This window comes from Gilliamella sp. B3892, assembly GCF_026536305.1.
Classification (GTDB): Bacteria; Pseudomonadota; Gammaproteobacteria; order Enterobacterales; family Orbaceae; genus Gilliamella.
The window spans coordinates 13,265-26,762 of sequence record NZ_JAFNOK010000012.1 but is presented as its reverse complement, the minus strand read 5'-3'; the positions used below and the strand labels follow the sequence as shown (position 1 = coordinate 26,762).

Sequence of the window (13,498 nt, the reverse complement as noted above, 5' to 3'; positions counted from 1 at the left end):
TATAAAATTGTAAATTATTGTTCTTGTTTCTTAGCAAAATCCAAAATCAACGAACAAATTTATAACGCATTCAATTTGTTAAAGCTGATCGTTGGCAATTCTAAACGATTTAAGCCTATGAAGCGATAACTTTTTAAACCTTTGACAATGGGTAAGCCCTATTACTTTAACATTTTTATCGTTACAGACAGGCGAATAGTGCGATCGGAAAATAATTGAGTAGGGGGAGATTATTGGCTGTATAGGGGTATTTTTTACCATTTTTGCTGATTTTCAGCGATATTACGCCAATAATATTGGCGCAATAGGTTAAGGATGACTGTTTTTTTAATCATACACATTTGATTCGAAAAATTGTAAAAACTCTTCTTTTGATATGAAATGATTATTTAGCCTTATTTTATCTTTATTGCCATGAATCTCTATATCGCTATAAATGCCCGGGTTACTTCCTTGTTTGATATCGACAATCGGACTATCTTCAAGCTCATGTAACAGTGAGTCTATTATTTTGTTTGTCTCAAATAATTGTTCATCAGTGACATCACTCGAATCAGGATTTGACACTTGAGCAACAAAGCGATCTAAAACGGCAAATGGTGCTTCAAGTTTGATTTTTGTTAGAACAGTATCGTTTAAAAACGTCTTGATGCTCCCCAGACTTAATTGTTTAATTTTGAAAGAAAAATTTAAATCCCCTGCATCGGAATGAAAATTGAATATATTCAATGCAATGTTCGGATTGTTAGGGACACTAGCATGATTAGATTCAATAGCTCCAAGTCCTAATGAAACAAGTTTCCTGACAAACAAATCATTCGAATCTGAAAAATCGATATCGAATATCAATTTACCGAGGTGTTGTTGTCCATAATTGATTGACTCAATTTTCATTTGCAGGGAACCATTTGGCAGTTGATTATCGTTAGCTGCGCGGTAAATTTGCTTCAGGTCGATATTAGATAACACTAAATCCGGCTCCTCCTCAGATAACGAGACTAATTTATCCAAAGTGTTATGTATCTCTATATCCTTAGTTATGCCATTAACACGGCCTTTGGCTTTAAAATTTTCTAATTTCAAAATATCATAAAGCTCAACATCTACGGATAATGCATCTAGAGGAAATTCAGTAAGATCACGTTGAAATAGCTTGCCAATATTTATCTCAAAATCCTGTAAACCCAGACCATTAGGCGAGGAGAGAGAAGCTTCAAACTGAGAAATTGATAGTTTGTTTTCATTGTTGGCATAAATGCTGAAATTATCACTTTTTATGTTACCACCCATATCATGACCATGATTTTTGCTAAATAAATTGATGCTACTTTCACCATATTCTATTGTTACATCAGGGCTAAGTGACGGGATTTCATTATGTGTTAGTTCTCCCCCTTTGGTGATTAAATTAATTTGGTTATTGCTGTTATAGTCGATAGTTATATAACCAGTAAGTGGAGGCTGATTACCCGCTTTCTTCCAAAGATCAGGGTTCTTTTTTTCGGACATTTGATATTCAATCAAAGCGAGTTGAGGGGTAAAATTACCTTTAGCTAAGGCGGCAAGTGGAAAAGGTCCGTGGTGAATAGCTATATCATCTTCAAATAGGGTAAGTTGATCATCATCGCTAGCCTCCGATTGGTATTTAGGTTGTTGAGATAGCGTCACTTTTAAGTGAAATTTGCTCGAAAACAGATTTTTTTCGTAATGACTCTTAATCAGGTTAAATCTAACCGAACGTTTATTGCTGTTAAGATGCTTTGTAATAGCGGTTATCTGCTCATCGATATTATCTTCAATAAGGTTTCCCGAGTACCAAGTTGAGCCAACATAAGCTATGCCTAATACAGCAACTATCCCAATCGCGACTGATGCCTTCTTCATTATCATAATTCCTTATTTGTTGTTAAATTTCATTATGGATTTTCACGGTGCTTTGCAAAATCACTTAGTAAATTATTAATATAATCAATACGTTGATTTTGTTGTAACTCTTTTTGTTGTAATTTTAAACGGTTTGTTCCTTCGAGACGATAGTTTTTAGGCTCTTTTTGAATTAGTTCAATTAAATAATCGACCGAAACTTGGTTATTATTACCAAATTCTATATAACCACCTTTATCGCTAAATTCAATTTTTGTGATACCTAATTGGTTAGCATAATAACGGATTTTGGTTGTGGCTAATAAAAACACTGTTGCATCGGGTAATTGACCAAAGCGATCACGCATTTCAACTTGAATGTCGGTTAGCTCATCAAGATTTTCAATACTCGCAATTCGCTTGTAGAGTGACAAACGGGTATTGACATCGGGGATGAAATCATCAGGAATTAAGGTTGGCAATCTTAACTCTACTTCAGTCTGTTGGCTATTAAGCAAGGATTCAAGCGTCGGCTCTTTGCCTTCTTTTAGGGATTTGACCGCATCTTCAAGCAATTCAATGTAAAGGTTAAAACCGATAGTTTCGATTTGCCCGCTTTGATCGCTACCCAGTAGTTCACCAGCGCCACGAATTTCAAGATCATGGGTGGCAAGTGCAAAACCGGCGCCTAAATCTTCTAAAGTGGCAATGGCATCAAGGCGTTTTTTCGCATCTTTACTCAGTAATTTAGGGTGAGGCGTTAATAAATAAGCGTAAGCTTGATGATAAGAGCGCCCAACACGACCTCGTAATTGATGCAATTGTGCTAAACCAAATTTATCAGCACGGTCAATAATTATTGTATTGGCATTGGGAATATCAATACCGGTTTCGACAATGGTTGTACAAACCAGTATGTTAAAACGTTGATGATGAAAATCATTCATCACCCGCTCTAAATCCCGTTCATGCATTTGACCATGACCAATGGTAATTCGAGCTTCCGGTACCAGTTGTGCCAGTTTTTCACTTACGCTTTCAATATCTGATATATCATTATGTAAATAGTAGATCTGACCACCACGTAAGATTTCACGTAATATCGCTTCACGAATCACTAAATCATCGTATTCCCGAACAAATGTTTTCACAGCGAGTCGACGTGCTGGTGGCGTTGCGATGATTGACAAATCACGCATACCACTCATTGCCATATTAAGTGTACGTGGAATAGGGGTGGCCGTTAGCGTTAAAATATCGATATTGGCACGCATGGCTTTAATTCGTTCTTTTTGCCGAACACCAAAACGGTGCTCTTCATCGACAATAAGTAGTCCAAGATCTTTCCATTTCACATCTTCTTGCAGTAATTTATGGGTGCCAATAACAATATCGACTTTACCTTCGCCCAACGCTTTAATAATTGCTTGTTGTTGTTTGGCGGTTTTGAAGCGAGATAAGCTTTCAATTCGAATTGGCCAATTAGCAAAACGGTCACAAAAACTCTCATAATGTTGCTCAGCAAGCAGGGTAGTTGGGACTAATACTGCTGCTTGTTTTTGGTTTATCACCGCTAAAAATGCGGCGCGAATAGCCACTTCGGTTTTACCAAAGCCAACATCGCCACACACTAAGCGATCCATGGCATATGGTGAACACATATCGCCAATAACAGCACCAATGGCATTTTGCTGATCTTCCGTTTCTTGATAGGGAAATGCACTGCAAAATAGTTCATACTGTTCACGGTCTTGTTTAAATTCAAATCCGGGTTTGCTCTCCCGCTCAGCATAAATATCCAGCAATTCGGCGGCCACATCCCGAACTTTTTCGGCGGCTTTTTGTCTGGCTTTACTCCATGCATCGGTGCCCAGTCTGTTTAGTGGGGCATTTTCTTCATCACCACCTGAGTAGCGGCTAATTAAATTTAATGAAGATACCGGAACATAAAGCTTAGTGTCATTTGCATAAAGTAAGATAAGGTATTCGGCACTAATGCCACCGGTTTCTAACGTGGTGAGTCCGGCGTATCGTCCAACCCCATGCTCAATATGCACAACCGGTTTACCGGGCGTTAATTCGGCTAAACTTCGAATCAAGTTATCAGTATTAATCGCTTGTTTATGCTCTTTTTTACGACGGATAATCCGCCGACCTAATAACTCGTTTTCGGTAATAAAAGCATAGTTTTGTTGTTCATCAATAAAGCCTTGCTCGCTGGCGCCAATCATCAAACAGAATCGGTTTTCAGTCTGGTTTAATTCAGTGAGTTGATCGATTGTTGTTGGGTGAATCCGAATACGACCAAGCACTTCTTGCAACGCCTCTTTGCGGCCTTGCGACTCGACCGAAAAGACAATTTTACCGTTAAAATCATCAATAAATTGTTGAAAGTGTAAATAAGGATCTTTCTGTTGCATCGCAATGGCAATATCGGGCAAAGTGCGATAAGGCAGATTGATACTTTTCGCCGATTGTTTAAAGGCGGTATTAGAAACCACAATGCGGGGATAATTTTTTAAATAAGCAAATATTTCGTCGGTTTTAGACCAAATCGTCGTTGGCGCTAATAACGGCCGCATAGGATCGACACGGCGGCTTTCATATCGTTGCAAAATATCTTGCCAATACTTATTGGCAAATTGTTCAATGTTTGCCGTATTGATAATCAACGTATTATCTAAAAAATAGGAAAATAGTGGCGTTAACGGCTCACTAAAAAACAGTGCTTGCCAATACTCAATGCCGGTGGGCAAAATATTTTTACTCACTTGCTGGTAGATGCTTTCTGGCTCAAGTCTGACTTCAAATTGTTCACGCCACTGGCTGCGAAATAGTTCAATAGCCGATTTATCAAAAGGAAACTCGTGAGCCGGAAGTAATTGTATTTCGGTTATTTCATCTTGCGTGCGCTGTGTTTCGACATCAAAGGTTCGAATGCTATCAATTTCATCATCAAAAAAGTCAATCCGATACGGATTATCACTCCCCATAGGGAAAATATCAAACAGGGCGCCACGGGTTGCATATTCGCCGTGTTCCATAACCTGGCTGACAGATCGATAACCGGCATTTTCCAGCTGTAAACGTAGATTTTCACGGCTAATACTTAAGCCTTTTTTCATCATAAAGACATGCCCGCCTAAATAGCTTTGTGGGCAGACTTTTTGCATTAAGGTATTAATCGGTAAGATGAGTGCACCTTTAGTCAAATGTCCTAAATGATAAAGACACGATAAACGTTCCGATACAATATCTTGATGCGGTGAAAAACTGTCATAAGGTAAGGTTTCCCAATCGGGAAAGAATATTGACGGAAAGCGAGAAAACTGTTTCAGCTCCTCATTAATTCGGGTAGTTTGTTGCATATCATCGGTAATAATCACAACTAAGCCATTATGCGCTTCAATTACTTGCGCACACAGTTGAGATAATGATGAGCCAACAAGTTCACCCACTTGCTTGATATCACCGGATTTTTTAGGAATGATTGTCGAAATATTCATTATATTAGGCATGATAAGGTTAATTGATATCGTTGCGATAGTTATTGCAGGATTATAACGTAATTACGTGGTTGTTTTCTATATCTGTTTAATCCTGTATGATAAGCACTTTACATTCAACTCGTTAAGCTTTATCACAAAGTTTCAGGTATTGTATACGTTTATGTCAAAAATATTTCGCCCATTAGTGTTTTTTATTGGCTTGCGCTATGTCTACGGTCAAAAGACCGACGGCTTTGGCAGGTTTGTATCATGGCTGTCGATGATCGGCATTATGCTAGGTTCTATCGGTCTGATTGTTGTGTTATCGGTTATGAATGGACTTGAAGAACAGATGCAAAACAGTATTTTAAAGTTTTTTCCGCAAGCGCAAATTACCACACAACAAGGTCGACTCGATCCGGTTGCCTTTCCTTCATCACAATTTGAAAAAATACCCGGCGTTAACCGCATTACGCCCTTAGTCACCGGTGATGTGATTCTACAAAGTGAGCATAGCATCACGGTTAGTACCTTAATGGGGATTAATGCTGAAGATAATGATCCGATTACGCACTATATCTACATGGGCGAGATTTCCGCACTTAAAGCCGGACAATATAATGTGATTTTAGGACAGAGCTTAGCTAATCAACTAGGCGTGGGATTGGGTGATAAAATTCGCTTAATGGTGACTGACGCTAGCCAAATTACGCCAATTGGTCGTATTCCTTCACAGCGGTTATTTAATGTTGTTGGGCTGTTTGCCGTCAATCATGATATCAATCAAGCATTAATTTATGTTAATCAAACCGATGCCAAAAATTTATTACGTTATCGTGGCAACGACATTACCAGTTGGCGGCTGTTTTTAGATAAACCATTAGATATTGCTTCAGTGGTCAGCGCACCATTACCGGACGGATTAGTCTTTAATGATTGGCGAGCTAAGCGAGGCGAGCTATTTCAAGCGGTTAAAATGGAAAAAAATGTTATGGGGTTACTCATTAGCTTAATTGTTATTGTGGCGGCATTTAATATTATCACCTCGCTGAGCTTGTTAGTTATGGAAAAACAAGGCGAAGTTGCCATTTTGAAAACGCAAGGGCTGTCACGATTAAAAATCATGCTCATTTTTATTATTCAAGGTGCGACATCGGGCATTATTGGTACCTTGTTAGGCAGTACGATAGGATTGTTGATTGCGCTTTATCTCAATGAAATCATGCAAGTTTTGGGCTTGTCGTTTGCCGGTATTTTGTTGCCGTCTTTGATTGAACCGACACAAATTATATTAATTATTTTTGGATTGCTTATGTTATCGTTAATTTCAACTATTTATCCTGCCTACCGTGCCGCTAATATTCAACCTGCCGAGGCTTTACGTTATGAATAATTCAGAAAAACTACTGTCAGCTAAAAATCTGTGTAAAACCTATCAAGAAGGCAAAATGGTGACAGAGGTGTTAAAAGATGTCACGTTTGATATCTATCCAAAATCATTAATGGCAATTATTGGTAGTTCCGGCTCAGGTAAAAGTACCTTGTTGCATCTGCTTGGCGGATTAGATCAACCGACATCGGGTGAAATTTTGTTTAAGTCGCAACAACTTAATCGGTTATCCGAGCAGGAAAAGGCGCAACTGCGTAATCAACAAATTGGATTTGTTTATCAATTTCATCACCTTTTACCCGATTTTACGGCGCTGGAAAATGTCGCTATGCCGCTTTTAATTGGTGGAGTAAAACCAAACGAAGCCAAACAACGGGCTATGGCGATGCTTGATTCGGTTAATTTAGTTAAACGAGCCAATCATCGCCCGTCTGAGCTCTCTGGCGGTGAGCGTCAGCGAGTGGCAATTGGGCGCGCGTTAATTAATAATCCGGCTTTAGTTATGGCTGATGAGCCAACCGGTAATCTCGATAAATCAACAGCCGATGCGATTTTTGATCTGCTTATCAAGTTAAACCGTGAACATGGTACCGCCTTTTTAGTGGTCACCCATGATTTAGCATTAGCAAACAAACTTGATAAACAGTTAATTATGAGTGACGGGCGATTAACTGAAAGCAGTGCAGCCAACACAAGTTTAATGGGTAATTAATATGATTTTATCTCTCTTTACCGCCATTAGATTTCGCCGAGGGCGCCGTAAAAGTGGCATGGTGTCGTTAATTTCAATTGTTTCAACCTTCAGTATTGCTATAGGTATAGCGGCGCTAATTATTGGTTTGAGTGCCATGAATGGCTTTGAGCGGGAACTGCATAATCGGGTTTTATCGGTTGTGCCGCACGGTCAATTATATCCGGAAATCGGTAACTTAGATAATTGGCGAGATGTCCAACAAGAGCTAAAAGATAATAGCCCAAACATAGTTTCAAGCGCTCCTTTTGTCAGTTTTACCGGTTTGGTTGAAAACGGGAGTAAGCTGGGGGCGGTCGAGGTGCAAGGGGTTGATCCGGTGCAAGAGCAACAAATCAGCGCTTTACCTAATTATGTTTTAAATGATAAATGGTCATCGTTTAAGGCAGACCAGCAACAAATTATCCTTGGATCTGGGTTAGCCAAAAGTTTAGCGGTGAGCGAAGGCGATTGGGTATCGTTATTAATTCCGGTATCAAGCGAACCGAATCAGCTTAAATCCCCGAGAAGGGTACGTTTACAAGTGCAAGGTATTTTAGAATTAAGTGGTAGTTTAAGTAATAATATCGCTTTAGTGCCGTTGAGTGATGCGCAAAATCTGCTGGATATGGGTGACAGTGTCACAGGTTTAATGATCAATGTGAATAATCTTTATCAAGCCAATCAGATCATCGGCCTGGCGGCATTAAATCTTAACGAAAATATGACCTTCAACAGTTGGGAAAACAGTTTCGGTTTTATGTATCGTGATATCCAAATGATCAGGCAAATTATGTATCTGGCAATGATTGTCGTGATTGGCGTTGCCTGTTTTAATATTGTCTCAACCTTAGTTATTGCGGTAAAAGATAAACAACGAGATATTGCGATTTTAAAAACCCTTGGTGCAACCAACCGCCTAATTAGACATATCTTTATTTGGTATGGGGTTATCTCAGGCTTGATCGGCAGTATCATTGGGGTGATTTTAGGGGTGCTAATGTCTTGGCAACTTTCAAACATAATGAAAGGGATTGAGTCATTAATGGGGCATAAAATTTTGAACAGTAATATCTACTTTATCGATTTTTTACCGTCCGAAATTCATTTTCTTGATGTGTTAATTGTCTTTGTAACCGCGATGCTGTTAAGTTTGATTGCCAGTTATTATCCAGCCCGACGAGCGTGTAAAATCGATCCGGCACGTATTTTAAATAGCTTTTAATCGTCTGATTGATTTTAAAAAAAGGCGTTATTATTGATGTATATAACGCCTTTTTTTAGTTTAATAATAGTAGCGATAGTTAGCAGGAAATTGATAATCTAGATAATCTAGATAAGCTAGATATAAACCTACGGCCGCTATTATAAAAATTATCCCAATAATGATATTTAATAAACTGCTAGAGTATTTAAACTTTCGTAGACATGCCGAAACTATCCCACCGAGAATAAATCCGGTTACGGCACCGCCAATATGCGCCATATTATCGATAGACGGTAGCAAGCCGATTGCGGCGGTAAGCACTAAACTGACAATAATTGATTTTATTGGCAGCTGCTCCATATCAACGTGATTAACAAGTGAAAACGCCAGGAAAGCCGTAATAATACCTAAAATCGCTCCCGATGCCCCACAGCTAATCACAACCACATTTATTGTGGCAATATCACTGGCTAAACTGCCATAAAGTCCGGACAGAAAATAGATACCTAAAAAAGCAAAAGGTGGGATGACTCTTTCTAAAATGCTGCCGACACTCCATAAGGCAAGCATATTCATCGCTAAGTGGGTAACGCTAATATGTACAAAAAGGTTGGTAAACATGCGCCAATATTGACCGGAGAAAGTCAATTGCGCAACATCCGCCCCCCAATCAATCAAAAACGCGTTATCATGAGTGGTAAGTCCTCGACTATCAAGCATTCGGGATATAATAAAATAGGCAACATTTATCACCACAAGCGAGCTGGTAATTTTGGTTTGTTTGGCTAAAAAAAGTGTCTGTTTTAATAAACTCATAACGAGATAATCCTTTCAGATAAATCAGTAGAATAAAGCGATATCATTGTCAGTCAATAAACGGTTAATTTAGCGGTTTACCAAAAATGACTAAATCACGTGAAACACCGTCAAGTTCGGCAACATTTGGCAATAATCCCCATTGTTGATAGTGCATTTTTTTAAATAAATTGACACTGGCGGTGTTGTGTCCAAAAACAAAGCTAAGAATAGTGTTTATGCCTGCTTGCTGAGCAAATGCTTCAATCTTTGCCACCATTATTTGTCCGATTTTTTTACCTCTAAAATCCTGATGAAGATAGAGGCTGATCTCAACAGTTTTATCATAAGCCGGCCGACCATAAAATGATGACAAACTCACCCAGCCACAAGGTTGGTTGTGATATTTGATTAGCCAAAGGGGGCGATGTTGAGGATTGTGCTGGTTAAACCAATCGAGCCGACTTTCAACAGTAACCGGATTGATATCAGCCGTTACCGAACGACTGGCAATGGTTGAATTATACACATCAACAATAAAGGCTAAATCATCTAAAGTGGCATCACAGTATGTAATCATAATGAATCTAAAATTTGGACAGTGTGATTTATTGTAATTTGATTATCACAGGCAAGCAACCGAGAATATAAAGCAATCTACTTGCCGAATTTGTCTGATTGGCTTTAACAACTTTAGGTAAGTGATATTGAGTGTATTAAACGCCCGGGACAAATCTCGTTACTTGACCCAAAGCCATAAACTTGCATTGAAATATCAATGGCTATTTTAAAAACGGTTTTATACTGAAACATAGGTATTTTCTGAAAGTTTTTGACAGGCTATTTTGAGGCGATAAAGTATTAATCTGATTTTCTAAATGCCTGTATCTGTTTCAAAGTAACGCTAAGGATAGGGTATTTAATCTGGCAGAAATGGTTTTAAGCACATCGTTGATTTATTTTTTTATATAAGCTTTTATACTGAAACATAGGTATTTTCTGAAAGTTCTTGACAAGCTATTTTGGGGAGATTAAGTGTTAATCTGATTTTCTAATGCCAGTATCTGTTTCAAAGTAACGCTAAGGATAGGGTATTTAATCCGACAGAAATGGTTTTAAGCACATCATTGATTCATCTTTTAAAAAACGTTTTTACTAAAACATGGGTATTTTCTGAAAGTTTTTGACAGGCTATTTTGAGGCGATTAAGTATTAATCTGATTTTCTAAATGCCTATATCTGTTTCAAAGTAACGCTAAGGATAGGGTATTTAATCTGGCAGAAATGGTTTTATACATATCATTTGTCTATCTTTTTAAAAACGTTTTTATACTGAAACGTGGGTGTTTTCTGAAACTTCTTGTCAAGCTTATTTAGGTAGATTGAGTGTTAATCTGCTTTATCTAAATGTTAGTATTGCTTTCAAACTAACGTTAGGGGTAGGGTATTAAATCTGGCAGAAATGGTTTTAAGCACAACGTTGATTTATTTTTTTATATAAGCTTTTATACTAAAACATGGGTATTTTCTGAAAGTTTTTGACAAGCTATTTTGAGGCGATTAAGTATTAATCTGATTTTCTAAATGCCTGTATCTGTTTCAAAGTAACGCTAAGGATAGGGTATTTAATCCGACAGAAATGGTTTTAAGCACATCATTGATTCATCTTTTTAAAAACGTTTTTACTAAAACATAGGTATTTTCTGAAAGTTTTTGACAAGCTATTTTGGGGAAATTAAGTGTTAATCTGATTTTCTAAATACCTGTATCTGTTTCAAAGTAACGCTAAGGATAGGGTATTTAATCTGGCAGAAATGGTTTTAAGCAAATCATTGATTCATCTTTTTAAAAACGTTTTTTACTAAAACATAGGTGTTTTCTGAAACTTCTTGTCAAGCCATTTAAGTCAATTTCGTTTTGATTTGTTATACAGCTTGTTGAGTAACGGTATTATTGTCTTACTCACGTTGTTAGGGTAATTGGATAATCACTCGCCCACGGGTTATGTCGCTGATGTTTTTTTGTAGTATTGCGGTTTTATCTTCAGTGATTGCCAAACTAACATTGACGCCTTGCGCATCAAAATCTTGATTTTCAATAATCGCATCAAGCTCTTTAAGTCGATTTTCAATGATAGGCCATTCACTGTAATAGCAGTGAAATTCGACCGGTATGCGTGTGATAAGCTCAATCAGTTCTGCTTGTTGTAAACAGTGGCTGGCACTGCCGCCATAGGCTCGTATCAAGCCACCGGTACCCAGTTTTATACCACCAAAATAGCGGGTAACCACCACCACGACTTGATCACAATCTTGCCCTTCAATGGCCGATAAAATAGGGCGCCCGGCGGTGCTGGTCGGTTCGCCGTCATCATTAAAGCGATACTGTTGCCCAATCTTCCACGCCCAGCAGTTGTGGGTGGCATTTGGATCACTGATTTGGTCAATAAACTCTCCGGCTTGCTGGGGATTTACCGCCGGCGCCGCATTAACAATAAAGCGGCTTTTTTTGATCTCTTCGATGAATTGGGTCGGTTTTGCTAATGTATATGGCATACTAATTCTGGTAAAATCGATTTATTGCCATAGATCATACTCAGCGAAATAAAAATGTCTATCAATTTAGAACAATTAAAACAATCACAACAACAATTAGCCGGGCAGGTTAAACTAACTGATGAGTTTAGCTCATCGGTGAAATTAATTGGTGGTACCGATGTGGGTTTTGAAGATGACGGTCGAATTACCCGAGCAGCCATTGTGATTTTAACTTACCCGCAATTGGTGCTGGTTGAGCATCATATCGCTCGTATAGAGACGACCTTTCCCTATATTCCTGGCTATCTCTCTTTCCGTGAGTATCCGGCTTTACTTGCCGCCTGGCAACAAGTTGAACATAAACCGGATTTGCTTTTTGTCGACGGTCAAGGCATTGCCCATCCTCGCCGCTTAGGCATCGCTAGCCATCTTGGGTTGTTATTGGATATGCCAACTATTGGTGTGGCTAAAAAGCGCCTTTGCGGTCAATTTCAGCCGATTGCCAAAGTCGCCGGTAATGTCACTGCGTTAATTGATAAACAGGCGCAAATTGGTTGGGTTCTACAAAGCAAAAATAACTGTAATCCGTTATTTATCTCACCCGGTCATCGTGTTAGTTTCGATAGTGCACTCAAATGGGTGAACTTATGTTTACGGGGATATCGCTTACCGGAGCCGACACGCTGGGCGGATGCGGTTGCGTCCAATAAACCATTATTTAAGAAATTTTGCCATGACAACTGATCAAACAGCATTAAAAAAAGGCGGATTTACCTTTAAGCGCTTTTTTGTCGCCCACGATAACAGCCCAATGAAAGTGACGACCGATAGCTGTTTATTAGGTGCTTGGACGCCACTGGAAACGATGCCCAAAAAGGTGTTGGATATTGGTTGCGGTTGTGGTGTTATTGCGTTAATGCTAGCACAACGTTTAGCAGGTACCGATTGTCAAATCGATGCGATTGATATTGATGAGCAAGCGGTGAATCAGTGCCAGCAAAATAGTTTGCAAGCCGATTTTCAATCGATAAATGCGATGATTGCCGATCTTAATCAGTTTCAATTAAATCAAGCCCATTGTTATGATCTGATTGTGACCAATCCGCCTTATTTTGCCTCAGCCGTTGCCTGTCGAACTACAAGGCGGCAGTTTGCGCGTTATACTGAAACGTTAAGCTTTACAGAGCTTATTGCCTCAGTTAAACGACTATTGTCGTTAAACGGGCTTTTTTGTTTAGTCCTGCCTTATCACTTAGCCGATCAGTTTAAGATGTTATGTGAGTCAAATCAGCTCTATTTACACCAGCAGATGAATGTTAACTATAGTGCAGATAAAGAATATTCGTTGTCACTAATGGCGTTTGCTTTTGAGCCAACGCACAATGTTTTAACCCAGCAACTTTGTATGCGTGATGTTGACGGGCGGTACTCAAAAGCGTTCAGAGCGCTATTGACTGACTTTTATCTGTTCAGAAAATAACGCCATTT

10 protein-coding genes are annotated in these 13,498 nt (G+C 38.8%); 5 read left to right on the top strand and 5 right to left on the bottom strand.

Going from position 1 to position 13,498, the window contains the following annotated elements; genetic code table 11:
- Nucleotides 1–327: 327 nt before the first annotated feature.
- Together J3U74_RS10720 and mfd are read right to left on the bottom strand one after the other, a co-directional pair.
- Nucleotides 328–1,884 carry a DUF945 family protein gene (locus tag J3U74_RS10720; RefSeq protein ID WP_267329375.1) on the bottom strand — a complete coding sequence of 519 codons (1,557 nt, stop codon included), beginning with the start codon at nucleotides 1,882–1,884 and terminating at the stop codon, nucleotides 328–330.
- Nucleotides 1,885–1,916: 32 nt separating this feature from the next.
- Nucleotides 1,917–5,381 carry a transcription-repair coupling factor gene (gene mfd / locus J3U74_RS10715; RefSeq protein ID WP_267329374.1) on the bottom strand — a complete coding sequence of 1,155 codons (3,465 nt, stop codon included), beginning with the start codon at nucleotides 5,379–5,381 and terminating at the stop codon, nucleotides 1,917–1,919.
- A 160-nt stretch (nucleotides 5,382–5,541) separates the two neighbouring features.
- On the opposite strand from mfd, the gene lolC reads away from it, so the two are divergent.
- From lolC to lolE, 3 genes are read left to right on the top strand one after another with little or no spacing between them, the layout of a single operon-like run.
- Nucleotides 5,542–6,744, top strand: coding sequence for a lipoprotein-releasing ABC transporter permease subunit LolC (lolC, locus tag J3U74_RS10710; RefSeq protein WP_366518661.1), 1,203 nt, complete (start codon nucleotides 5,542–5,544; stop codon nucleotides 6,742–6,744).
- Nucleotides 6,737–7,453 (top strand): lipoprotein-releasing ABC transporter ATP-binding protein LolD, encoded by a 717-nt coding sequence (gene lolD / locus J3U74_RS10705; RefSeq protein WP_267329373.1) that lies wholly within the window; start codon nucleotides 6,737–6,739, stop codon nucleotides 7,451–7,453. Before lolC ends, lolD begins: the two co-directional genes overlap by 8 nt.
- Nucleotide 7,454: 1 nt before the next feature.
- Nucleotides 7,455–8,696, top strand: a complete 1,242-nt coding sequence (lolE, locus tag J3U74_RS10700; protein ID WP_267329372.1) for a lipoprotein-releasing ABC transporter permease subunit LolE — start codon at nucleotides 7,455–7,457, stop codon at nucleotides 8,694–8,696.
- 60 nt (nucleotides 8,697–8,756) lie between these two features.
- On the opposite strand, the gene J3U74_RS10695 is transcribed toward lolE, so the two are convergent.
- From J3U74_RS10695 to J3U74_RS10685, 3 genes are all read right to left on the bottom strand, one after another.
- The gene (locus tag J3U74_RS10695; RefSeq protein WP_267329371.1) at nucleotides 8,757–9,494 is read right to left on the bottom strand and encodes a rhomboid family intramembrane serine protease; all 738 of its coding nucleotides are present in this window, start codon (nucleotides 9,492–9,494) and stop codon (nucleotides 8,757–8,759) included.
- Nucleotides 9,495–9,558: 64 nt separating this feature from the next.
- Complete coding sequence (locus J3U74_RS10690) at nucleotides 9,559–10,056, bottom strand: GNAT family N-acetyltransferase (RefSeq protein ID WP_370634054.1); 498 nt, start codon at nucleotides 10,054–10,056, stop codon at nucleotides 9,559–9,561.
- 1,387 nt (nucleotides 10,057–11,443) lie between these two features.
- Nucleotides 11,444–12,028, bottom strand: a complete 585-nt coding sequence (locus tag J3U74_RS10685) for an IMPACT family protein (RefSeq protein ID WP_267329370.1) — start codon at nucleotides 12,026–12,028, stop codon at nucleotides 11,444–11,446.
- A gap of 54 nt (nucleotides 12,029–12,082) precedes the next feature.
- Between J3U74_RS10685 and nfi the strand changes: the two genes are divergently transcribed.
- A complete protein-coding gene (nfi, locus tag J3U74_RS10680; RefSeq protein WP_255556219.1) occupies nucleotides 12,083–12,754 on the top strand; it encodes a deoxyribonuclease V in 672 nt (223 codons plus the stop codon).
- A complete protein-coding gene (locus J3U74_RS10675; protein ID WP_267329369.1) occupies nucleotides 12,744–13,490 on the top strand; it encodes a tRNA1(Val) (adenine(37)-N6)-methyltransferase in 747 nt (248 codons plus the stop codon). The genes nfi and J3U74_RS10675 overlap by 11 nt, the downstream gene beginning before the upstream one ends.
- Nucleotides 13,491–13,498 lie beyond the last annotated feature (8 nt).